Source organism: Amycolatopsis sp. NPDC051106 (assembly GCF_040682775.1).
Taxonomy (GTDB): Bacteria; Actinomycetota; Actinomycetes; order Mycobacteriales; family Pseudonocardiaceae; genus Amycolatopsis.
This window is the reverse complement of record NZ_JBFBBQ010000002.1, coordinates 130,861-153,042: the sequence shown is the minus strand read 5'-3', so window position 1 is coordinate 153,042 and position 22,182 is coordinate 130,861. Positions and strand designations below refer to the sequence as shown.

General features: G+C 71.9%; 19 protein-coding genes. 12 read left to right on the top strand and 7 right to left on the bottom strand.

Annotation, left to right across the window (positions count from 1 at the left end):
* Positions 1 to 33 precede the first annotated feature (33 nt).
* From AB0M83_RS02350 to AB0M83_RS02340, 3 genes are all read right to left on the bottom strand, one after another.
* Positions 34 to 873 carry a carbohydrate ABC transporter permease gene (locus tag AB0M83_RS02350; RefSeq protein WP_364511216.1) on the bottom strand — a complete coding sequence of 280 codons (840 nt, stop codon included), beginning with the start codon at positions 871 to 873 and terminating at the stop codon, positions 34 to 36.
* A complete protein-coding gene (locus tag AB0M83_RS02345; RefSeq protein WP_364511213.1) occupies positions 866 to 1,717 on the bottom strand; it encodes a sugar ABC transporter permease in 852 nt (283 codons plus the stop codon). Before AB0M83_RS02345 ends, AB0M83_RS02350 begins: the two co-directional genes overlap by 8 nt.
* Before the next feature lie 115 nt (positions 1,718 to 1,832).
* On the bottom strand, positions 1,833 to 3,143 hold the full coding sequence (locus AB0M83_RS02340) for a sugar ABC transporter substrate-binding protein (RefSeq protein ID WP_364511210.1): 1,311 nt from the start codon (positions 3,141 to 3,143) through the stop codon (positions 1,833 to 1,835).
* 165 nt (positions 3,144 to 3,308) lie between these two features.
* On the opposite strand from AB0M83_RS02340, the gene AB0M83_RS02335 reads away from it, so the two are divergent.
* Entirely contained in the window at positions 3,309 to 4,484 is a 1,176-nt protein-coding gene (locus AB0M83_RS02335; protein ID WP_364511207.1) for an ROK family protein, read from the top strand.
* A 695-nt stretch (positions 4,485 to 5,179) separates the two neighbouring features.
* On the opposite strand, the gene AB0M83_RS02330 is transcribed toward AB0M83_RS02335, so the two are convergent.
* Positions 5,180 to 5,548, bottom strand: a complete 369-nt coding sequence (locus AB0M83_RS02330; RefSeq protein ID WP_364511204.1) for a hypothetical protein — start codon at positions 5,546 to 5,548, stop codon at positions 5,180 to 5,182.
* 429 nt (positions 5,549 to 5,977) lie between these two features.
* Here AB0M83_RS02330 and AB0M83_RS02325 point away from each other — a divergent pair, with 429 nt between their 5' ends.
* Genes AB0M83_RS02325 through AB0M83_RS02285 form a run of 9 tightly spaced genes read left to right on the top strand, consistent with a single transcriptional unit; the run spans position 5,978 to position 15,880 of the window.
* Positions 5,978 to 6,808 carry a hypothetical protein gene (locus AB0M83_RS02325; protein WP_364511201.1) on the top strand — a complete coding sequence of 277 codons (831 nt, stop codon included), beginning with the start codon at positions 5,978 to 5,980 and terminating at the stop codon, positions 6,806 to 6,808.
* On the top strand, positions 6,805 to 7,776 hold the full coding sequence (locus AB0M83_RS02320; RefSeq protein WP_364511198.1) for a polysaccharide deacetylase family protein: 972 nt from the start codon (positions 6,805 to 6,807) through the stop codon (positions 7,774 to 7,776). Before AB0M83_RS02325 ends, AB0M83_RS02320 begins: the two co-directional genes overlap by 4 nt.
* Complete coding sequence (locus AB0M83_RS02315; RefSeq protein WP_364511195.1) at positions 7,773 to 9,005, top strand: O-antigen ligase family protein; 1,233 nt, start codon at positions 7,773 to 7,775, stop codon at positions 9,003 to 9,005. Before AB0M83_RS02320 ends, AB0M83_RS02315 begins: the two co-directional genes overlap by 4 nt.
* The gene (locus AB0M83_RS02310) at positions 8,980 to 10,050 is read left to right on the top strand and encodes a glycosyltransferase (protein WP_364511714.1); all 1,071 of its coding nucleotides are present in this window, start codon (positions 8,980 to 8,982) and stop codon (positions 10,048 to 10,050) included. The genes AB0M83_RS02315 and AB0M83_RS02310 overlap by 26 nt, the downstream gene beginning before the upstream one ends.
* Entirely contained in the window at positions 10,047 to 10,934 is an 888-nt protein-coding gene (locus AB0M83_RS02305) for a hypothetical protein (protein WP_364511193.1), read from the top strand. The genes AB0M83_RS02310 and AB0M83_RS02305 overlap by 4 nt, the downstream gene beginning before the upstream one ends.
* On the top strand, positions 10,931 to 12,223 hold the full coding sequence (locus AB0M83_RS02300; protein ID WP_364511190.1) for a glycosyltransferase 87 family protein: 1,293 nt from the start codon (positions 10,931 to 10,933) through the stop codon (positions 12,221 to 12,223). Before AB0M83_RS02305 ends, AB0M83_RS02300 begins: the two co-directional genes overlap by 4 nt.
* Positions 12,220 to 13,656: an oligosaccharide flippase family protein gene (locus AB0M83_RS02295; RefSeq protein ID WP_364511187.1), complete on the top strand. Its 1,437-nt coding sequence runs from the start codon at positions 12,220 to 12,222 to the stop codon at positions 13,654 to 13,656. The genes AB0M83_RS02300 and AB0M83_RS02295 overlap by 4 nt, the downstream gene beginning before the upstream one ends.
* Positions 13,653 to 14,762: a glycosyltransferase gene (locus AB0M83_RS02290; RefSeq protein WP_364511184.1), complete on the top strand. Its 1,110-nt coding sequence runs from the start codon at positions 13,653 to 13,655 to the stop codon at positions 14,760 to 14,762. The genes AB0M83_RS02295 and AB0M83_RS02290 overlap by 4 nt, the downstream gene beginning before the upstream one ends.
* Complete coding sequence (locus tag AB0M83_RS02285) at positions 14,759 to 15,880, top strand: glycosyltransferase family 4 protein (RefSeq protein ID WP_364511181.1); 1,122 nt, start codon at positions 14,759 to 14,761, stop codon at positions 15,878 to 15,880. Before AB0M83_RS02290 ends, AB0M83_RS02285 begins: the two co-directional genes overlap by 4 nt.
* Here the strand turns inward: AB0M83_RS02285 and AB0M83_RS02280 are convergent.
* Together AB0M83_RS02280 and AB0M83_RS02275 are read right to left on the bottom strand one after the other, a co-directional pair.
* The gene (locus AB0M83_RS02280; protein WP_364511179.1) at positions 15,867 to 17,168 is read right to left on the bottom strand and encodes a putative glycoside hydrolase family 15 protein; all 1,302 of its coding nucleotides are present in this window, start codon (positions 17,166 to 17,168) and stop codon (positions 15,867 to 15,869) included. The two genes, AB0M83_RS02285 and AB0M83_RS02280, sit on opposite strands and share 14 nt — an antisense overlap.
* Positions 17,150 to 18,577 (bottom strand): exopolysaccharide biosynthesis polyprenyl glycosylphosphotransferase, encoded by a 1,428-nt coding sequence (locus AB0M83_RS02275; protein ID WP_364511176.1) that lies wholly within the window; start codon positions 18,575 to 18,577, stop codon positions 17,150 to 17,152. The genes AB0M83_RS02280 and AB0M83_RS02275 overlap by 19 nt, the downstream gene beginning before the upstream one ends.
* A gap of 322 nt (positions 18,578 to 18,899) precedes the next feature.
* Here AB0M83_RS02275 and AB0M83_RS02270 point away from each other — a divergent pair, with 322 nt between their 5' ends.
* Complete coding sequence (locus AB0M83_RS02270; RefSeq protein WP_364511173.1) at positions 18,900 to 19,715, top strand: glycosyltransferase; 816 nt, start codon at positions 18,900 to 18,902, stop codon at positions 19,713 to 19,715.
* Between the two features lie 7 nt (positions 19,716 to 19,722).
* Positions 19,723 to 21,051, top strand: a complete 1,329-nt coding sequence (locus AB0M83_RS02265) for an NAD(P)/FAD-dependent oxidoreductase (RefSeq protein ID WP_364511171.1) — start codon at positions 19,723 to 19,725, stop codon at positions 21,049 to 21,051.
* Positions 21,052 to 21,061: 10 nt separating this feature from the next.
* Here AB0M83_RS02265 and wecB read toward each other — a convergent pair whose 3' ends face one another.
* A complete protein-coding gene (gene wecB, locus AB0M83_RS02260; RefSeq protein WP_364511168.1) occupies positions 21,062 to 22,135 on the bottom strand; it encodes a UDP-N-acetylglucosamine 2-epimerase (non-hydrolyzing) in 1,074 nt (357 codons plus the stop codon).
* Between the last annotated feature and the right edge of the window lie 47 nt (positions 22,136 to 22,182).

Sequence of the window (22,182 nt, the reverse complement as noted above, 5' to 3'; positions counted from 1 at the left end):
GACCTCACCTAGGGAAGTACGGGGGCGGGGGGGTTACTTGACGGCGCCGGCGGTGAGCCCGGAAACCAGGTAGCGCTGGAAGAGGAGGAATCCGACGACGATCGGTACCGAGACGATCAGGCTCGCGGCCATGACCTGGTTCCAGTACACCTGCACCTGCGTGGAGTACTCCTGCAGGCCGACGGCGAGTGTCCTGGTGTCCGAGTCGGTCATGACGGAGGCGAACAGCACCTCGCCCCAAGCCGTCATGAAGGAGTAGATCGACACCGCGACGATGCCGGGGACCGCGGCGGGGATGACGACGCGGATGAGCGCGCCCACCGGCCCGTTGCCGTCGACCATCGCGGCTTCGTCGAGCTCCTTCGGAATGGAGTCGAAGTAGCCGGCGAGCATCCAGATCGCGAACGGCAGCGAGAAGGTCAGGTACGTCAAGGTCAGGCCGAGGCGGGAACCGTACAGGACGATGCCGGTGGTGTTGCCGATGCTGACGAAGATGAGGAACAGCGGCAGCAGGAACAGGATGCCGGGGAACATCTGGGTCGACAGGACGGTCATGGCGAAGAAGTTGCGCCCGCGGAACTTGTACCGGTTGAGGGCGTAGGCCGCGAAGATCGCGATCAGCACCGAACAGACGGTGGCGGCGCCGGAGATGACCAAGCTGTTCAAGAAGTACTTGGCCAGCGGGATGGTCTTCCAGATGTCGAGGAACGGCTGGATCGTCAACGTCGTCGGAATCCACTGCCACGCGCCCTGGACGTCGCCGAGGGGCTTGAGCGACGTGGATAGCATCACGTACAGCGGCAGCAACGTGAACAGCGCGAGGAAACCGAGGACGAAGCGGCGGGCCCAAGGGACCCAACGAGGCTCAGACACTGGCCCTCCTCCTCCGGCGGGAAGCCACCGCGAGGTACGCGGCGCTGACCACCATCAGGAACAGCAGCAACAGCACCGACATGGCGGAACCGAGGCCGAAGTTCCAGGTGACGAACGAACTCTGGTAGATGTGGATGGAGATCAGCGACGCCTCGCGTGGGGCGGACTTCCCGAACAGGACGTACGGGGTGTTGAAGTCGTTGAACGTCCACAGGAACAGCACGAGCAACAGCACCTGGTTGACCGGCCGCAGCATGGGCTGGGTGATCGCCCGGAACTGGGTCCACCAGCCGGCGCCGTCGATCGACGCTGCTTCGTAGAGCTCGCCCGGGATGTTCTGCAACCCGGCCATGACGATGAGGAACGCGAACGGCCAGTTCCGCCACACCGAAACGATCAGCAGCGACCAGAAGCTGTTGTCCCCGATCAGCCAGAAGGAGTGGGTGCCGAGCAGGCTGTTCACCAGGCCGGTGTCGCGTTGGAACATGAACGACCAGGTGATGACGGCGGCGTACATCGGCAGCGCGTACGGAACGAGGAACAACGTCCGCAGCAGGCCCCGCCCGCGAAAGCTGCGCTGCATCAGGACCGCGGCGGACGTGCCGAAGAGCCAGCAGAGCCCCACCGACAGGACGGTGTACTCGACGGTGATCCCGAACGAGTGCGCCAGCGCCTTGCCCGTGGCGGTGTCGAAGTCGAGGACGAACTTGTAGTTGTCGAGCCCGGCGCCCGGGGCCGCCGACCAGTTGCGGATGTAGTACTGGGTCAGCTTGACGAAGCTCATCACAACGCCGACGAGCATCGGGACGACGTGGATGAGCAGTTCCAGCAACAGCGCGGGCAACAGCAGGAGGTACGGGAGGGCCGGCCGGCGGCGTTTGCGCCGCGGGCTTCCGGGCCGGGGGGCTCCAGCCGCCTTCGCAGCCGGAGCCCCCCGCACAGCGGTCGTCATGTCCGGGTCAGCTCCCGGCCGCGATCTGCTGGTCGGCTTGGGCCAGCTGATCCTTGATCTTGCCGGCCTCGACCGTGCGGCCCGCCGCGACGTCGGCGAACATCGTCTTCATGGCCGTGCCGATCAGCGTCTCGAACTGCGATTCCTGCGTGACCTGCGGCATCGGTTCGGCGGTGGTGCTCAGGACGCTCTGGAACACCTTGACGTCCTCGGTCTGGAACGCCGGGTCACCGTAGGCGTCCTGCACCGTGGGCAGCGAGCCGTAAGTCTTGTTCAGCAGTGCCTGCTCGGGCGCGGAGACCATGAACTTCACGAAGTCCAGTGCGGCGTCGGGGTTCTTGGCGCTCTTGAACACCGCCAAGTTGATGCCCGCGACGAAGCTGGTGACCTTCCGGCCGTTCGCGGGCGGGTTGGCCGGCAGCGGGATCGGCGCGACTCCGATGTTGGCCATGTCCGCCCCGATGTTCTTGAACGAACCGGTCGACGCCTGGTTCATGAACATCGCGGCTTTGCCGTCCACCAGGTCCTTGAGGGACTTCGCGGTGTCGGCGTACTCCGCGTTCGACGGGTTGACGATCTTGTCCTTCTGCATGAGGTCGACGTACTGCTGGACGGCCGCGACCGCCGGGTCCGACGCCAGCTGCGGCTTGCCGTCCTGGGAGAAGAAGTTCGCCCCGTGCTGGGCGCCGAGGATGGCGGCGTGGTGGCTGTTCTCGGTCACCTGGCCCGCCTGCAGCGACAAGCCCCACTGCCCCTTCTGCGGGTCGGTCAGCTTCTTGCCGTCCGCGACGAGCTCTTCCCACGTCGCCGGCGGCGCGGTGATACCGGCATCCTTGAACAGCTTCTTGTTGTAGTAGAGACCGTAGGCCTGGCCGTAGAGCGGCACACCCACCGGAGGCTGGCCGTTCGCGCCGGTCGCGGCCAGCGACGGTCCGAGGAACCGGGCCTTGCCCCCCACCTTGTCGAGGGCGGCGTCGTCGAACGGCAGGAACGCACCGGTGGCCTGGAGCGACGCCGACCACGTGTTGCCGATGTTGAGGACGTCGGGCCCCTGACCGGAAGTCGTCGCGGCCAGGATCCGGTTGAGCAGATCCGACCACGGAACGACCTCGAGCTTCACCTTGACGCCGGTGGCCTTCTCGAACTTGTCGAGCTCGGGCTGCAGGACCGCTTTGTCGTTGTCGAGACTCGTGCCCTGGTTGGAGGCCCAGTAGGTGAGTTCCTTGGGGCCGTCGGCCGACGTGGAGTCGCCGCCGCCACAGGCGGCGGTGGTAGCGGCGGCCAGCGCCAGGACGAGCGCTGACGCAGTGGTTCTCATTCGCATCTGAAGTCCTCGGGGTGTGCGGACGAGCCACGAAGGTCTCTGTGACTCAGGACACAGCTTAATTCGCGCCTTGATTTAACTCGTGTGACCAAGAAGAGTCAAGGCCGTGAACCCCGTTTGTTCACGCCGTGAAAGAAGGGCACCGGGAGAACACGAACCATGACGCAGCGCCGACCGGGCACCGCGGGCTCCCTGGGCCGAGACAACCGCTCCCTGCTGCTGCGCTCGCTGTACTTCAGCGCCCCGGCCAGTCGGCACGCTCTGGAAGCGGCTACCGGACTGAGCGCGGCCTCGGTCGGCAAAGTGGTGCGCGAGCTGGTCGGCGAAGGCGTCGTGATCGAAGCCGGCTCGCTGGGTTCCGACGGCGGCCGACCGCGGAAACTGCTGCGCATCGCTCCCGGTTGCGGTCACGTGGTCGGTGTGGACGTCGGCGAAACGAGGATCCGGATCGGACTCTTCGACCTGTCCATGACCGAGCTCGCCGATGCCGACCGCCCCCTCGATCCCCGCCGGCACGATCCGGAAGCGGTCGCCTCCCGAATTTTGTCCGGCTTGAGCGCCGTGCTGACGAAGACCGCCGTTCCCACCGACGCCGTCCTCGGAATCGGCATCAGCGTGCCCGGCGCTGTCCGGCAGACGCCGGGGAAGACAGTCGGCTCGCAGAGATTCTGCTGGGACCCGATCTCCCTTACCGAGCTGCTGCGTGCGGGCACCGACCTGCCATTGCATTTCGACAGCCAGGCCAACACCGTGGGACGGGCCGAGCTGTGGTTCGACAGCGGCCGGGAGACGCCCAGCGCGGTGGTGGTGCTGCTCGGCACGGACGTGGAAGTCACCATCATCTCCGGAGGCTCCACTGTCCACAGCGGCCCGGCGGGCGCGGGAGAGTCCGGGCACACCGTCCTCGTCGCCGGCGGGCGCTCCTGCCGGTGTGGCAGCAAAGGCTGTCTTGACGCCTACGTCGGCGCAGAGGGGATCCTCGACCGTTTCCGCGAAGCGGGCGGCGTCATCGCAGGAGACACTGACCAGGAAACTGCCCTCGCCGCCATCGTCGATGACGATCAGGGAACCGGCGTCCTGGCGGAGACTCTAGGCTACCTCGGCGCGAGCATCGGAGGGCTGATCAACCTGCTCAACCCCACCCGCGTCATCCTCGGCGGCTGGGCCGGCTCGCTCCTCGGCGCACGCGATCTCGACGCCATCCGCGACGCGGCCCGCCGCCACTCGCTGAAGTACTCGTTCGCCACCACATCGATCGACCTGTGCAGCTTCGGCCCCGAGGCCGCGGTACGCGGTGCCGCGACCCTCCCCCTCGAGCACTTCCTGAACGACTGAAGCAGTCCGGGATAGCCAGTCGCGGGCGTGTAGAGGTTGATCAGGTGGCCGTCCGGATCAGACGAGGCGTGGAGTGCACTCAGCGGAACACGGCCGGACACAGCTCCACTGTCCCCCATTTCTATTCCGCCAAAAAATGGGGCGGATAGCAATGCCCATGACTCCTGGCAGAGATCAGGGATCCGGCGGGGTCGGGGCACCACCCGGCTGAGGGTCGAGGTGAGAAGACCCCGCCGGTTCACCTGACGGACGCTTCCCTCGGGGGTTCGTCGAGGGCGGAGCATCACGCCACATCAGTTTATCGACCCCGCTGTCTCTGCTTCACGCGAATCCGAGTGCTTTCGGCGTGAACGCTTGTGCGAATGGTGAGACAGGCAAAGGTCGCCGCGGCTGCGCACCTGTCCGGGCCAAGCGGACAGGTAGCAGCGCGGCGACCTGGTACTCGTGACGGTCGCAGCGTGCGCTTTGCGCGCAGCGCCCGGTTTGCCGCCGGGTGGGGCCAGCCCACACAGGGGGTTCGGTGGCCGGCCCCACCCGCGCCGGCCTGGCGGGACAGTGCGGTGGGCACCCTGACGCGCAACAGGAGTGTGCCACTCGCTTCGAGCCCGGGTGTCACTTCACACTGACACGCACCGCCGGATTCCGCGCCCGCGGCCGGCTTCCGCACACACAACGGGCGGCCGGGGCACGGAGCCTCAGTTGTCCTGGCTGGTGCCGCCGTCGGTCACCGCGCCCGCCGCGCAGTTGTACGGGGACTCGCCGCTGGCCTCGTGCTCGCCCGGCGACAGGATCGGGACGCCGATGCCGTTGAGCGAGTCGCGGATCGGGACCTGGACGCCGAGGACGTTGACGTCGTTGCCGCAGATGCCCGGCGTCACGTTGACGTTGTGCAGGACGTCGGTGTTGTTCAGGTTGACCAGGCCGACCTGGCCGCTGTAGTCGTAGCCGTGGTGACCGTGGTGGTGCCCGTGCTCCTCGTCGGGCGTGCCCGCAGCCGCGATACCGCCGGTCAGGAACGCGCCGGCAGCCATGGTGGCCGCGACGAAACCGATCTTCTTCAGCATGAATTCTCCTCGGATCGACGATTGCTGTGGCGGCAATTGAGGTGTGTTCCGCCCAGAAGCGAAACCTACTGACACCCCCTACCCCATTCCACTTCGTGACCACCATCGTGTAACCAGCCCGACTCCCTGACCGGGCTTTTGTGCCACGAACGGGGTAGCGACGCGGAGACAGGCCACCGCCGGAACCGGAGCTTTTCCGGGTTCGGGCAAGAATCTTCGAACGCTTGATGCGGGAAACACGCGGACACAATTACGCACAGTGCCCAGCGAGTGCCGAAGCCCGATGCTTCACGCTTTAGAATAGCCGCTTCAGCATCACCACCACTCCGCTGCGTCACAAAAGCGCGGACCTGATCCTTCGAAAGTGGCTGCGGTTTCGTACTCCTACGCTCGACGCCCAGCACCCGACGTGACGCGAAGGAGTCGTGCGTGGTGGGTTACGGAATGCTCGTGGCATCGGCTGTGCTTTACGCGGTGGGGATCGTCGCGCAGAGCGTGGCGGCTCGCCGGGCCGAGAGCAGGCCCGGCGCAGGCGTCACCCTGCTCGTCCGGCTGGCCACGGACCCGCTCTACCTGGTGGGTTTCGCCGGCCAGGCAGGCGGGTTCGCGTTCGCCTTCTTCGCGCGCTCCTCGCTGCCGCTGTACCTGGTCCAAGCCGCGTCGGCGGCGGCGATCGGCCTCGCCACCGCGTTCGGCGTGCTGGTCCTCGGGTGGCGGATCCGGACCGCGGAAGCCCTGACGCTGGTGCTGCTGGCGAGCGGGCTGATCGTGCTGGCCGCGTCGGCGGCGCCGTCGGTCGCCGACGACCTCGGACCGGGCGGGCTCGTGGTCCTGACCGCGGTGCTGGCCGCGACGGGACTGGCCATGATCCCGGCGGGCCGCGCCGGCACGTTCCTGGCGCCCGCGGCGCTGTCCGGGGTGGCGTTCGCCGTCGTGGCGGTGGCGAGCCGCAGTCTCGCCCACCTCGATCTCGTTGCCCTGCCGGCGAACCCGCTGACCTGGTTGATGCTGGCCGCCGCCGTGCTCGGCCAGGCTTCGATGGCGGTCGCGCTGCAACGCGGCCCGGCCGCGGCGGTCGTGGCCACGGCGGACGCGACGACGATCGTGCTGTCCTCCGTCACCGGCATCACCGTGCTGGGCGACGAAGTCGTCGACGGGAGCCGGCCCTGGGTCGCCCTCGGTCTCACCGTCGTCGTCGCCGGCGTCCTGCTCCTCGGCTCCCAGAGCCGAGCCGGAACACGCGCGGGGGAAGCCGCATGAGCGGGCGGCCCCTGGCGAGCGTGTCGGTGGACCTCGACAACCTGTGGGCGTACCTCAAGACCCACGGTGACTCCGGCTGGCGCCGGTACCCCAGTTTCCTGCCCTCCGCCGTCCCCCGGCTGCTCGAGATCCTCGGCGAACAGCGGCTGACGACGACGGTGTTCGCGGTCGGCGCCGACGTCGTCCGCGAAGACGGGGCGAAGGCGGTCAACGACATCGCCGCGGCCGGGCACGAGGTGGCCAACCACTCCTTCGGTCACGAACCCTGGCTCCACCGCTATTCCCGCGACCGGCTCGAAGAAGAGCTGAGCCGGACGGAGGACGCGATCGTCTCGGCCGGCGCTCCGCGGCCCACCGGCTTCCGCGGTCCTGGCTACAGCGTCACGCGCGACCTCGTCGAGCTGCTGGCCGAACGGGGTTACGCCTACGACGCGAGCACGCTGCCGACCTGGATCGGCCCGCTGGCCCGCGCGTACCACAACCACACCGCACCACCGGTCACCGGCGACGACGGACGCGGCGAACTGTTCGGCGGCTTCTCCCGGGTGCTGGCACCGGTGCACGCCCACCGCTGGCGGACGACCGACGGCACTGAGCTCGTGGAGCTCCCGGTGACGACCATGCCGCTGCTGCGCACCCCGATCCACGGCTCCTACCTCCTGCGGCTCCACGAAGTTTCCCCGCGGCTGGCCCGCACGTACTTCCGGACGGCCCTGCGCCTTTGCCTCGCCCGCGGCGTCGCTCCGTCGCTGCTGCTGCACCCCACCGATGTCCTCGGGAGCGCCGAGGCGCCCGGGATGGAGTTCTTCCCCGGCATGGCCACGCCGGGCGGGCGGAAGGTGGCCTGGCTGGGGTGGGTCCTCGACGCCCTGCGCGCGCACTTCGACGTCGTCGGCACCGGCGAGTACGTCCGCCGGGCCGACGTGCGGCGCGAACGCCCGGTGACCCGCCTGGACGGCCGGAGATGACCACGTTCACGGTCGTGCTGCCGGCCGAGCCCCGGACGCACGCGGCGACGCTGCGGGTTCTCGCGTACGCCACCGTGGCGCTGGCACCGGTCGAGGGCTACCTCACGGCCGTCGACGCGCAGCTCGGCAAGGTCGCTCCCGCGCTGCTGATCGCCGCGTGGCTCGTGGTCCGGATCCGGCAGCGGCGGCTCCCCCGGCCGACGCCGCTGCACGCGGTGCTCGCGCTGCTCGCGGTGGTCGTCGCGACGACCGCGGCCGCCCATTCGTCCGGTGTCTTCACCACCGGGTACACCCTCCGGTGGCTCCCGTTCCTGGTGGTCACCGCGGTGCTCGCCGACGTCGCCGGCCGCGAGGTCCCGATCCGCGGGCTGCTGCTGGCCATGGCCGCCGGCGCCACCGTGGCCGGCGCCGGCGCGCTGTACAGCCTGGTCGTCGACGGCGAGGCGCGGGCCAGCGGCCCCCAGCCGGATCCGAACGACCTGGCGTACTTCCTCGTGGCCGCCGTGCCCGTGCTTTCCGTGGCCTGCCAGGGCTTGCGACGCCGGAACCTCGTCGGCACCGTCGCCGGTGCCGTGCTGGTGGCGGGCTCGCTGGCGACGTTCTCCCGCGGCGGGGCGCTGGGGCTCGCGGCCGCCGTCGGCTGGCTGCTGCTGCGCGGCGTGCTGCCGTGGCGGGTGCTCGGCGCCGCGGCCGCGGCGGTCGCCGCGCTGGGCCTGGGGGCGCTGCTGTTCGCCGGGCCGGAACTCGACCGGGCCGTGCGGGAGAAGAGCTTCATCGCCACGTCCAATGTAGACACACGCGAGCTGCGGTGGCAGGCCGCGGCCCGGATGGTGACCGCCCACCCGGTGCTCGGGGTCGGTCCCGGCGGGTTCCGCGAGGAGTACGCCGCCGAGTCGCACGACGCCGAGGTCGACGAGCAGACGCCGGTGGCGCACAACATGTACCTCGAAGTGGCCGCGGAACTGGGCCTGCCGGGGTTCGCGCTGTTCACCGGCGTGATCGCCGTGGCCGCGGTGGCGAGCGAACGGGCGGTGCGGCACGCGCCCACCGGGCCGGTCCGCGCCGAGGCCGTCGCGATCCAGGCGTCGCTGCTGGCCGTCCTGGTGACTTCGACGTTCCTGTCCGAGCAGTACTACCTGCCGTTGTGGTCGCTGTCCGCGCTCGCCGTCGCGGCCGGGAGCCGAGTGGGAAGGGCTGGTGCCGATGCGTGTCCTGCACGTGATCAGTGAGATGGGAGCCGGTGGGGCCGAGACGCTCGTCGCCGGCATGGCCACCCGCGGCGAGGAGTACGGCTGGGTGTCCGCCGTCGCGAGCGGCGGCGGCTTCCGGGCCGACGCGCTCGCCGCCGACGGCGTGACGACGTATCCCGTTCCGCTCGCCCGCCGCAGCAAGGCCGGGGTGCTGCGGGCGGCGCGGGGCGTGCGCCGGTCGGTGTCGCGGTTCGCTCCGGACGTCGTGGTGGCGCACAACGTCGGCGCGAGCCTGGTGGCCCGGCTGGCCCTCGTCGCCGGTCGCCGGCGACCGGTGGTGACGGTCTTCCACGGCGTCGCCGACCACGAGTTCCCGACCGCCGCGCGCATCCTGCGCCGCACGTCCGACCGCGTCGTCGCCGTCTCCGCGGCGGCGGCGGACCGGCTGGCCGAAGCGGGCCTGGACCGGCCCGACGTGATCCGCAACGCCGTCTTCGCGCAGCGCCCGCTGTTCGGCCGGGCCGAGGTGCGGGCATCGCTCGGTCTCGCCGACGGCACGCCGGTCGCGCTCTGCCTCGCCCGGCTGGAGCCGCAGAAGCGCCATGACGTGCTCCTCGACGCCTGGTCCCGCCTCGACGGCGACGCGGTGCTGTGGCTGGCGGGCGACGGGAGCCTCCGTGCCGGGCTCGAGCGTCGCGCCGAGCACCTGAACGGGCGAGTGCGGTTCCTCGGTACCCGCAAGGACGTGCCGGACCTGCTCGCCGCGGCCGACGTGACGGTGCTGACCAGTGACTGGGAAGGCCTGCCCCTGGCCGTGCTCGAGTCGATGGCGGCCGGGCGGCCGGTCGTCGCGACCGACGTCGGCGGAGTCCGTGCCGTGCTGTCCGGCGGCGGCGGGCTCGTGGTGCCGCCCGGTGATCCCGCGGCCATCGCGGAGGCGCTCGCCGCACTGCTGTCCGACCCGGCCGCCCGGCAGTCCGCGGCGGCCGAGGGGCTGCGCACCATCGAGCGGGAGTACGACCCGCACACGGTGATGAAGGCCTACGACGAACTGCTGCGGACCGCGCTCGGAGGTGGCCGGTGAACGACCTTCTGTCCAGGATTCCCCGCACCGCGGCGGTGAGCATCGCGGCCGGGCTCGTGGTGGGCCTGCTCGTGCTGACCGCCGGCCTGCTGCGTGGCGAGGCGTACCAGGGGCGGGTGAGCCTGCTGGCCGAGCCGGCCGCACAGGCGGACAGCTCGGCCGCGCAGTACGGCGAAGTCGTGTCCCTGGCGTTGCCCGCGCTGGTCGAGCTCGCCCGCAGTCCGTCCGTGTTGCAGGCGGCGGCCCCGGTTTCCGGCTACGCGCCCGAAGAGCTCGGCACGCACGTCTCGGTGGAGCTCGTGCCGGCTTCCGGGCTGGCGCGCCTGTCGGTGCGGGCGGCAACGGCGGAGCAGGCGGGCGCGACGGCGTCGGCGCTGGGAAAGGCGATGATCGACGCGAACCTGCTGGCCCCGGCCGGCCGGCTACGGGCGCTGGACCCCCGCCCCGACGTCGTCCCGGTGGCGCCGGACGCACCGCTGGTGACCGGACTGGCCCTGGTGGCGGCGATCGCCGCGGGTCTCGCGACGGCCGCGATCCGCCGGACTACGGCGTCGCGGCCGCGCGGCGGATCGGGCCCGGTGCGCCGTTCCCTGGCCGCGGCGGGCATCCACCGTCCGGTGGCGGTCCTGCGCGCCGACGACCCGGCGGCCGCGGACCGGCTCGCGGTGCTGGGCCGCGCGGCCGGGCGGCCGGTGCGCGTGGTGCCGGTGGCGCCGGAACTCGCGGAGACCGCAGCCAAGCTGGCGGCCGCGCTCCCGGACGAGCACGACGGAACCGGCACGTCGGTGGTGGCGGTGACGGGAAAGCGACACCACGACGAACTGACCGCCACGGCCGGGGTGTTGCCGGCGGACGCGGTGCTGGTGGCGGTGGTGCTGGCGTGAGCGGGACGCCGGCGACCCCCCTCGCCGTGCGGCTCCGCCTGTCCGGCCTGAGCCCCCTCCACCGCGGGATCCTGGTCGTCGCGGCCGTCGCCGGTGCGATCGGTGCCTGGCACGCACTCGCGCCGTCGTGGCAAGTTCCCCTGCCGACCGCCGCCAACGCGGCCGAAGAACGGCTGCAGGACTTCCGCGACGCCCTGTACTTCCCGATCCGGGAATTCCTCGCCGGCGGCAACCCCTACGACCCCGCCGCGATGTTCGCGCACTGGCCGGTGCGCCAGGACTTCAACCTCTACCAGCCCTACCACCTGCTGCTGCACCTGCCGTTCGCCCTGCCCGGCTACCGGGCCGGGGCGGTGGCGTTCACGGCGGTCAACTTGCTGCTGCTGGTCGCGCTCGCCGCGCTGGCCGGGCACGCGGTCCGGCGGTTCGTGGCCGTGCCGGTCGCCGTCACGACCGTCGTCGTCGCCGCGCTGCTGGTGACCAGCCAGGTCGGGAAGGCCCAGCTCTACGTCGGCCAGGTCAACCCGTTGATCGCGCTCGGCGCGGCAGGCGCGCTGCTCGCCCGCAAGGACCGGCCCGGGTGGGCGGCGGTGGCACTCGCGCTCGCGTGGCTGAAGCCGCAGTACGGCTTTCCCCTGGCCGTCCTGCTCTTCGCCCGGGGCTCGCGGCGGGTGGCGCTGACCGGGACCGCCTTGGCGGCGGCCGCGAGCCTGCCGGTCGTGCTGCTGCTCGTGCTCCGGGGCGGGGGGATCGGCGCGTTCGCCGACGTCGTCGTCGCGAACCTCACCCACGCCCGGGGCACGGACTACGGCGCTGTGGACTCCCTTACGGCGCAACGCGTCGACGTCGCCGCCGTGCTGTTCCGCGTCACCGGCTGGGCCCCCACGGGGATCGAGCTGGTGGTACTGGCCGGTGTGCTCGCCGCGAGCGTGCTGCTCGTCCGGCGGCTCGACCGGCCGGCCGCGAACCCGCTCGCCGACCTGCTCACCTGCCTGGCCGTGGCGGTCTGCGTGGTGCACCAGCCCGGCGACGTCCTGATGGCCGTGCCCGCGATGGCCGCCGTGGCCGCGCTGTGGTGGCGGGACCGGGGCCCCGGCGGCCTCGCGGTGCTCGCGCTGGCGGTGCCCTTCGCGCATCTGTACACAGTGGACTCACTGGTGGTCGCGACGCTCGGTGCGCGAGCGGCCGTCACGGTCGACGGGGTCGCGGTGGTCGTCGCGTGGGGCCTGGTGGTGTCCGCCGCCATCCGGTTGTCGGGGATGCGCGCCGAAGCCGGGGCCGGCCGATGACCGGCGGGCTCGGGACGCGGGCGGTCCGGGGTTCGCTGTGGCTCGGCGTGGTGAACCTGGTCAGCAAGAGCAGCCAGATGCTCGTCACCCTGGTGCTGGCGGCGCTGCTCACCGAAGGCCAGCTCGGTGCCGTGGCGCTGGCCGTGGCGCTGGTCAACCTCGGTCAGGTGGTGCAGTCGATCGGCGTCTACGACGTGCTCGGCCGCACCACGCGGGACCCGCGCCGGATGGCGGGGACCCTGCTGGTGCTGAGCGTGGGCGCCGGCCTGGTCCTGGCCATCGCCCTCGCCGCCGCCGCCGGCCCGATCACCGCGCTGCTCGGCACCCCCGAAGCCGCCGGCCTGGTCCGCCTGGCCGCGTTCGGCCTGCCGTTCTCGGCCGCCGGCGGGGTCCAGATGGGACTGATGCACCGCGAACTGGACTTCCGCCGCCGCCTGCTGCCCGACGGCGGTGGCGCGGTCCTGGGCGCCGGCGTGACGGTCCTGCTCGCCCTCGCCGGCGTCGGCCCCGCCTCGCTCGTGCTCGGCCTGCTCTGCACAGCGATGGCTCAGCCGCTGCTCGGTGCGCTGGCCGGCGGCGGCGTCCGGCCGCACTGGGACACCGAGGCGGCAAGGGAAGCCGTGCGCTGGGTCGCCGTCGTGGGGCCGGCGGCCGTCGTCGGTGCGCTGCTGGTGAACCTCGACTACCTCGCGGTCGGGCACGTCATCGGACCGGCCGCGGTCGGTGTCTACTCGCTGGCCTACCGGCTCGCGTGGGTGCCCTACATCATGGTCGCGGTCGTCCTCGGCGCGGTGGCCTTCCCCGTCTTCACGCGCTTGCGGCGCGAAGGTGATTCGCTGACGGAGGCGGTCACGCGGTTCAGCCGCGCGGTCCTCGTGGTCACCGGCGGTCTCTACCTCGCGCTGGCCGTCCTCGCCGACCACGTCGTGCTGCTGGGTGCGCGCTGGGCGGACGCGGCCGGCCCGCTGGTGCTGCTGGCCGGCTACGGCTGCGCGATCTCCCTCCTGCAGATCTGGTACCAGGCCGTGAAGGCGACCGGGCACGCGCGGCGCTACCTGGCGCTCGAAGGCACCCACCTGGTCCTGCTCGCGACCGGGCTGGGACTGCTGACCCACGCCGGGATCGGGGCCGTCGCCGCCGTCCAGCTCGGGGCAGCCTGGCTGGTGGTGCCCATCGCCTGGCGCGTGCTGGCCGGGCTCGGCGTCGCGCCCCCGGTGGCGCGGCTGCGGGGAATCGTCGCGCGCGTGCTGGGCGCCGGTGCCGCCGGCGCGCTTCCCGCCCTCCTGCTCGCCCACACCGGGTTCTTCGGCCCCCCGGAGTCACTGCCGGGAGCCCTCGCCGAAGGCGCCGTGCTGATCGCCGGGTACACCGGCGCCACACTGGTGTTCCAGCGCGGCGAGCTGTCCGCACTGCGGCGAGGCGGGCTGCGGTGAAGGTCGTGCACGTCTCCCAGCCCTCGACGGCGGGCGTGGCCGTCGTCGCGCTGGAACTGGCCGTGGCCCAGCGGAACCGCGGCTGGTCGGTGACCGTGGTGTGCCCGCCGTCGGGCCGGCTCGCCGAACGCGCGCGAGAGCTCGGCGTCGACGTGCGCGGCTGGCCGGCGACCCGCTCCCCCGGCCCGCGAGTGCTCGCGGAAACGGCCCGGCTCGGGCGGATCCTGACGGAGCTGGCCCCGGACGTCGTCCACCTGCACAGCTCGAAAGCCGGGCTCGCCGGACGGCTGGCCCTGCGTGGCCGCCGGCCGACGGTGTTCCAGCCGCACCTGTGGTCCTTCGAGACCGCGCGCGGTCCGGTGCGGCGGGCGGCCGCCGCGTGGGAACGGTTCGCGTCCCGGTGGACCGACCTCGTCGTCTGCGTGAGCGACGACGAGCTCGCGGCCGGCCAGGGCGCGGGCATCACGGCCGACGCGGAAGTGGTCTGCAACGGGGTCGACACGGCGAAGTTCACCCCCGGCGACCGGGCCGCGGCGCGGCGGCGGCTCGGCCTGCCCGAACGGGCGCCGATCGCCGTCTGCCTCGGCCGGTTCGCGGAGCTGAAGGGGCAGGACCAGTTGTTGTCGGCCTGGCCGGACGTCCTGCGGCGGTTGCCGGACGCGCAGCTGGTCCTGGCCGGCGACGGGCCGATGCGCCCGGTCTGGCGGGACCGGCACCCGGTCGCGCCGCACGCATCGGTGCGGTGGACGGGACACACCGACGACCCCGCGGCGTTCTACACCGCCGCGGACGTCGTGGTGCTCCCCTCCCGAGCCGAGGGCATGGCGCTGGTTCCCCTCGAGGCCATGGCGTGTGCCCGGCCGGTGGTCGCGTTCGACGTCGGCGGAATGCGCCAGAGCATCGCCGACGCCGGTGCCGTGGTGCCGCCCGGCGACCTCGGCCGGCTCGCCGGCGCCGTCGCCGCCCGGCTCGCCGACCCGGTCCTGGCCCGGGCCGAAGGCCGGCGCGGGCGGCACCGCGCCGAACTTTCCTTCGACAGCAACCGGATGGCCGACCAGATCGCCACGCTCGTCGACAAACTCACCCCCTCGGAGCGAACCCCGTGAAACGCATCGCCTACCTGCTGACCCAGGACCGGGGCGGCCCGGTGGACGTCACGGTCCGGCTCGCCGCGACGCTGCTCGGCCAGGGTGCCGACGTGCGCGTCTTCGGCCCGGTGCCGGCGCGCGGAGCCGAACTGCTCGACGGCCATCACGAGCCCTTGCTGGTGGCCGGGAAAGGAGATCTCGCGGCCGCAGGCCGGGCGAGAGCGGCGATCCGGGCCTGGCGTCCCGACGTCGTGCACGCCCAAGACCGGCGCGCCGGGCTCGTGATCGCGGGGCTGCGGTTCACCCGCGGTGCGCGGCCGGCGCTCGTCCAGACTTACCACGGGGTCCCCGACGACGTGACCGAGCCGTGGTTTCGCGGCGATCGCGGAGCCGGCGGTCCTTCCGCCTACACACGGGCGATCCTGGCGGGCGACGCCGCGGTCGCGCGGATCCTGGACCGGACGGTCGTGCCCGCCGAAGCGATGGGCCGGTTCCTGCGCCGGCGGCTGCGAGTGCCCGCGAAACGGTTGACCCGCCTCGACAACTGCGTCGAACTCGCCGAGCCGAGTCCGCCGGAGGGACCGGTGCGCCACCTGGTCTTCGTCGGACTGCTGGTGGAGCGCAAGGGAATCCTCGACCTGCTTGCGGCGCTGGCCGTACCGGGTGTCCTGCCGCCGGACGGCCGGCTGACCGTAGTGGGCGACGGCCCGCAACGAGCCGAGGCGGAACGGGCCGCCCAAGCGCTCCCCGGGCGCGTCACGTTCCTCGGCTTCCGGCCGGACGTCCCCGCTCTGCTCGCGGGCGCGGACGCGCTGGTGCTGCCGTCGGCGATGGAGCAACAGCCCCTGGTCGTGGCGGAGGCGATGGCGGCCGGGAAACCCGTCGTGGCCACCGAAACCGGGGGCGTGGCCGACATGCTGGGCCCCGGCGCCGGGACGGACTACCTGGTGCCGCCCGGGGACACCGCCGCCCTCGCCGAACGCCTGCGCGCGTTGTTCGCCGAACCGGATCCGGCCCGGATCGGCGCCCTGCTCGCCGGCCGGGCCCGGCACCGGTTCGCACCGGCGGAGTGCGCGCGGCGTCACCTGGACCTGTACGAGTCGCTGTCCGGCGCGGAGACCGCTACTTCGGTTTGACCATCACCAGCCCGTCGGCGGCCTCGAGCTCGACGGCCGCGGGCGGCGCCGTCGTCGGTGCCGTCGTCGACGCCGGGGAGGTGGTCGCGGCGCGGGCACCGTTCGCGGCGACGAGTCCCTCGGGGGGCGTCACGGTCTGGGTGGCCGACGTCGGGTTCACCGCGACCCAGCCGTGGGTGAACGTCCGGGTCCAGACGCCGTTGGGCAGCCGGCCGGCGGCGTCCACCGCTTCGCCGAGGCCGCTGCTCTGCAGGTCGGACCACTCGGGATCGCGGTAGTCGTCCGTGGTGGCCGGGGTCCAGCACGTCCGGGGTCCGGCCAGCAGGGCCGCACTGGCGTAGCCCGCCCGGTCCTGCTTTTCGGACCTCGTGCGGGTGACCAGCAGCAGGAGCGACTCGCCCAGCGCGGCCTGCGCCCGCAGCTCCTGGAACTCGTTGCCGCGGAAGGTGAGCAGGCCGCCGGTTCCGCCGTTCTCGCGGAACCCGAAGTTCTCCTCCATGGCCCCGCCGAAGCGGGAATGCGCCGTCCACCTCCCCGGCAACAGGTGGGTCTCCGAGACGTTCGGCACGAACAGCTTGCCCGCCTTCTGCATCGCGTCGCCGACCAGCGACAGGAAAGCGTCGAGCCCGTCGCGCAGCTTCCGGTCGGTCTCGGCCGTCGACGCGGTCCCGGCGAGGACCGCGGGCGAGTAGTGGCTCAAGGAGTTGAAGTCGTTGTCGGCCAGCACGCCGTCCCAGCCTTCGCGGCCGGCCTCGGCCACCACGGCGGAACTCCAGGCCTGCTGGTAGGCCGGGTCCCACACCGTCATCTGCCAGTGCTTCGGGTAGCCCTGCCACTCGATGCGGCCGCCGCGGGTGTCGGTCGCGAACCACTCGGGGTGCGTCCGCTGCGCCGCGACGTACCCGATCCCGCTGGGCAGGAACTGGGCGTCTTCACCGCCGTCGACGGCACCCGAGTAGTTGCGGGTGCTGGACAAGTCCTTGTACACGAGCACTTTGACGCGGGGGTTGAGCTCGTGCAGCTTCCGCATCGCCGGAGCCTGGTCGGCGTTGAGCACCACCACGTCGTACCGCTGGGCCGCCAGCTTCAGCTCGGTGGCCGTCGGCGGTTGTCCGATCCCGTACCACCACGCACACGGTGCCAGGGGTTTCGGCGGCGGCGCCGCCGCCTCGTGTGCCGAGCTCGTGCTGCACGCGGTCACGCACCCGGCGACCAGGACGAGCGCGGCACACCGGGCGACGAGCCGGGTGACCGCCGGGTGCGCGCGCGTCAGCGTTGCCTTCGGCACAACAGTTCTCCCACCGTAAGGATGATGATCTTGAGGTCGAGCCAGAGCGACCAGTTGGCGATGTAGTAGTTGTCGTAGCGGGCGCGGTCCGCGATCGAGGTGTCCCCGCGCAGGCCGTGCACCTGCGCGAGGCCGGTCAGCCCGGTGGGGACCCGGTGCCGGGCCCAGTAGAGGTCGTGGAGGGCGGAGAACTCGGCCACGAAGACCGGCCGTTCCGGGCGCGGCCCGACCAGCGCCATGTCGCCGCGCACGACGTTCCACAGCTGGGGCAGCTCGTCCAAAGAGGATCGTCGCAGGAACCGGCCGACGGGACCGACGCGGCGGTCGCCGGCCACCGACCACCGCGTCTCGGAGTCGTCCACGGCGTCGGGCCGGACGCTGCGGATCTTGTAGAGCACGAAGGTCCGGCCGTTCACCCCGACCCGGACCTGGCGGAAGATCACGGGGCGCCCGCTTTCCACCAGCACCGCCAGCGCGCACAACGCGATGACCGGTGCCACGACGGCGAGCGCCGCGGCGGCCAGCACGGTCTCGATCGCCCGCTTGACCCACCAGCTCGGCCTGCGGGTCGGCGCGCCGGCCAGCCACATCAGCGGATAGCTGCGGAGCCGGTCGATCCCCGGTCCGTCCGGGCAGAGCGCGAAAAGGCGGGGCAGGACCAGGGTGACGCAGCCGAGGCGGTGCGCCGTGACCGCCGCGTCGACGACCGCACTGTCGCTCTCGGGCGCGTGCGCCAGCACGACGGTTCCCGCCCCGAGCCGGGTGATGGCCTCGGCGAGGCCGTCTTCGACGAGTTCGACCGGGAGGTCGACGGCCTCCGCATCCCTGCCGGAGGGGAGGAAACCGACGGGCAGGAGCCCGAACTCGGGGTGCCGCACCATGGTGCGGATCAGGTCGCCCCCGCAGTCCGCCGAGCCCACCACGATGGCCCGGTCGCAGCGGCGGAGCCGCCGTCGGCCCCAGCGGCCGAACGCGAAGATCCACGGCCTCGCGCACTCGCTGAGCACGGCGAACACGAGGACCAGCGCCTGCACCGCCGCCATTCCCGGACCCGCCGGGCTCGTGGCCAGAGCGACGCAGGTGACGAGCGCGAACGCGATCCCGGACGTGGCAAGCGATCGCGGGAGGTCCTGGAACCAGGAAAGCCACAGGCGGCGCCGGTGCACCCGCCCGGCGGCCCGCGTGCCCCACAGCGCCGCGCCGGCCACCACCGCGTCCAGCACGTCCGAGGCGGTGAGCGGGATCGCGGCGAGCCAAGCGCCGAGATCGGCAGCCACCAGCAGCACCACGACGGCGTTGACCCGGGACAGCGGCGGCCGGCTCCGCGCCGCGGGCACCCGGTGCGCCGGTCCGCGCCGGCGCTGGAGCGGCATCGTCCCGGCGAAGACCGGGGTTCTCAGTTCGGTCACTGGAGTTGCCCTTTTCGGGGAGAGCCGTCACCGGATTGTCTCATCACGATTGTCCTTCTGTCTCTGCCAAAAATCATCCGTTCAGGGGACGTTCGGCTCCGTCGAGCGCGGTTCGCGTTGCCCGGCCGCGAAACCACCCGTTCGAGGAACGCAGTGGTCCCATTCCAGCGAAACAACGGAACGCCGGGTGGTTCCACGGGGTCAACTCCTTCTGGGGGACATCAGGCGGCCCTAAAGAAAGGGCCCAACATAGCCGAATATGAGCTGACGGCCGAACGAAGGTTTGCGGCCGGCCACCGCATCGAGAATCCGAAGGGGATCCGTGGCGTTCGAAGAAACCGGTTTGGCCACGAAGACGGGCCAAGACCGGGACACCGGCCGGACGGGTGGACGGGCGCACGTCGTCCTCCCCGCGTTCAACGAAGAAGCGTCCTTACCCGCCCTGCTGCGCCGCCTCGCCGACGTCGCGCTCACCGAGCGGCTGACGGTGTGGGTCGTCGACGACGGGTCGGCCGACCGGACCGCCGCCGTGGCCGAAGCCGGTCACAGCGACCTCGACGTACGAGTGGTCCGCCACGCGGTCAACCTCGGGCTGGGCCGCGCCGTGCTGTCCGGGCTCCGGGCGGCCGTGGAGGCGTCCGATCCGGACGACATCGTCGTCGTCATGGACGCGGACGACACCCACGATCCCGGCCTGATTGGCCGGCTGCAGGCGGAAATCGCGGCCGGCGCGGACGTCGCCATCTGCTCGCGCTTCGTCCCCGGCGGGGACGACCAGACCGCGCCGCTCGGGCGGCGGCTGCTCTCCCGCGGTGCGGCACAGCTCTTCCACCGCGTCCTCGCCGTCGACGGGGTCCGCGACTTCACCAGCGGCTACCGCGCCTACCGCGCCAGCTTGCTGAGCAGGGCTTCCGCGCACTGGGGCGAGCGGCTCATCGAAGAGCAGGGCTTCGCGTGCATGGTGGAGCTCCTGCTCAAGCTGCGCCACTGCCGGCCGGTGATCACGGAGATCCCGCTCGCCCTCCGCTACGACCGGAAGCAGGGGCCGAGCAAGCTGAAGCTGCGGCGGACGATCCTGCAGTACGTGAAGCTGCTCGCCCGCGACCGGCTCAGCCCGGCGCCCTACCGAAAGCTCTGACACACCGGTGAAAACCTCCACGAACGCGCCGCACGTCGCCGTGATCGGCGGCGGCATCTGCGGACTCGCGGCCGCCCACCGCCTCGCCCGCCGGGGAGTCCGCGTCACCCTCCTCGAGGCCAGTGACCAGCTCGGCGGGCTCGGCACCTTCTTCGCCCGCGGGGACCAGTGGGTGGAGCGCTTCTACCACTGCATCATGCCCACCGACGACGAGCTTCTGCGGTTGCTCGGCGAGCTGGGGCTGGAAAGCGCGGTCCGATGGCGGAAGACGACGATGGGCATGATCGTCGACGGCCGCCACCACCGGTTCAACTCCGCGCTCGACCTGCTGCGGTTCACCCCGCTGCGGTTCGACGACCGGGTGCGCTTCGGCGCGGTCTCGCTGCTGCTGCGCCGACTCGGCCAAGGGCGGGATCTCGACTCGCTCCGCACCGAAGACTGGTTGCGCGGTCTCTACGGCCGCCGGGTGTGGGAGAACCTCTTCGCGCCGATGTTCGGGTCGAAGTTCGGCGCCTCCTTCGGTGACGTGCCCGCGCTGTACCTGTGGCAGCGGCTCGGCCGGGAACGCAACGTCGCCACCCGGGGATACCCGGCCGGTGGGTACAAGGCGATCATCGACGCGCTGCGCTCGTCCATCGAGAGCGCCGGCGGGACGGTCCGCACAGCCGCTCCGGTCCACCGGCTCAGCAGCACGGCCGCGGGGTGTGCCCTCACTTGGGCCGATGGCGAAGTGCTCGACGTGGACCAGGTCTTGTCGACCGTTCCCTTGCCACTGCTGCGACGGCTCGCCGACGACGAGCTCGCCGCCCGGCTGCCGCGGTCCGACCTGCGCTACCAGGGCGTGGTCACCGCCGCGTTCTTCCTCCGCCGGCCGCTCACGGGCCACTACTGGACGCCGGTGCTGCGCTCGGCCACCGGCTTCGACGGCGTGGTCGAGATGTCCGCGCTCGCCGGCACCGAAGCCTACGGCGGCTTGCACCTCGCGTACGTCATGCGCTACACCGACCGCGGGTCGCGGCTGTACGACGAGCCCGCCGACGGCATCGCCGCGCGGTGGTCGGCGCAGCTCATGAGCCTCCACCCGGGCCTGCACGCCGACGACATCGCGGACGTGCGGGTGTTCAAAGCGCCCTTCGTCGAACCCGTCTACCCGTTGAACTATCTCGCCTTGCGGCCCCCGGTCGTCGTCGAAGACACGAACGTCCTGCTGGCGACCACGGCGCACGTCTACCCGGACGTGACGAGCTGGAACTCGAGCGTGGCACTGGCCAACGCCGTGACGAACCGGATCCTGGCCGTCCGGGAACGACCGGAGGCCGGCGAACCGGTCCGGTGACGGCACCCGGTCACGCCGGCTGGAGCACCCGCTCGATCGCCTCGGCGATCCGCCGGCACGCCGACCCGTCCCCGTACGGCGAAGGGATGCGGCGGAGGCGCTCGCGATGGCCGGCGACGTCGTCCAGCCACAGCGCCACTTCGGCACCGATCCGGGGCCCCGCCGGAACGAGGACTCCGAACGTACCGGTGATCTCGGGCCGCTCGGTGCTGCGGCGCACCACCACCACGGGTCGTTTGAGCACGCTCACCTCCTCCTGGATGCCCCCGGAGTCCGAGACGATCACCGCGGCCTCGGCGGCCAGCGCGAGGAACGCCGGATAGGCCTGGGGATCCAGGACCCGCAACGGCTGCAGGAGCCGGGTCAAGCCGAACCGCTCGACACTCTTGGCCGTGCGGGGGTGCAGCGGGAAGACGACGGGGAGGGGCAGCTCGCCGAGCTCCTGCAGGACCGCGGCGAGCCGGCGGGGATCGTCGACGTTCTCCGGGCGGTGAATGGTCGCGAGGATGTACTCGTCCCGGACGAGACCTCGGGCGGCGAGGACGGAAGCCCGTTCTTCCGCGGCGGGAAGGGCGGTCCGCAGCGCCTCCACGACGGTGTTGCCGGTAACGGCGACCCGCTCGGACGGGATGTTCTCGGCCAGCAGGTTCCGGCGGTTGAGGTCGGTCGGCGCGCAGCACAGGTCGGCGAGGTGGTCGATCAGGACCCGGTTGTGCTCCTCCGGCATCGACCGGTCACGGCTGCGCAGCCCGGCCTCGACGTGCACCAGGGGCAGCCCATGGGCGTTCGCCGCCAGAGCACCGGCGAGAGCGGACGTGGTGTCCCCCTGCACGAGCACCACGCGGCCGGGGTGGGTCAGCAGCACTTCGTCGACCGCGCTGACCGCCCGCCCGAGCTGGACTCCACGCCGGGCGCTGCCGACCGCCAGTTCGTGAAACCGCTTCGGCGACGGCAAATCCGCGCGGATGAGCGAATACAGCGAACGGTCGTGGTGCTGTCCCGTGTAGACGACGTCGCAGGCATCACCGAAGAAGCGCAGCAGCGGAGCCAGCTTGATCAGTTCCGGCCGGGTTCCGCACACCATCGTGATCCCCTCACCCGAGGCCGGTCGCGACAAAGCCGGCACCGCCT

Coding starts and splice junctions, on each gene's coding strand:
- AB0M83_RS02330 (WP_364511204.1), bottom strand. CDS start 5,548: ATGCTGAAGAAGATCGGTTTCGTCGCGGCCACCATGGCTGCCGGCGCG.
- AB0M83_RS02295 (WP_364511187.1), top strand. CDS start 12,220: ATGACCGGCGGGCTCGGGACGCGGGCGGTCCGGGGTTCGCTGTGGCTC.
- AB0M83_RS02340 (WP_364511210.1), bottom strand. CDS start 3,143: ATGAGAACCACTGCGTCAGCGCTCGTCCTGGCGCTGGCCGCCGCTACC.
- wecB (WP_364511168.1), bottom strand. CDS start 22,135: ATGGTGTGCGGAACCCGGCCGGAACTGATCAAGCTGGCTCCGCTGCTG.
- AB0M83_RS02310 (WP_364511714.1), top strand. CDS start 8,980: ATGCGTGTCCTGCACGTGATCAGTGAGATGGGAGCCGGTGGGGCCGAG.
- AB0M83_RS02320 (WP_364511198.1), top strand. CDS start 6,805: ATGAGCGGGCGGCCCCTGGCGAGCGTGTCGGTGGACCTCGACAACCTG.
- AB0M83_RS02315 (WP_364511195.1), top strand. CDS start 7,773: ATGACCACGTTCACGGTCGTGCTGCCGGCCGAGCCCCGGACGCACGCG.
- AB0M83_RS02335 (WP_364511207.1), top strand. CDS start 3,309: ATGACGCAGCGCCGACCGGGCACCGCGGGCTCCCTGGGCCGAGACAAC.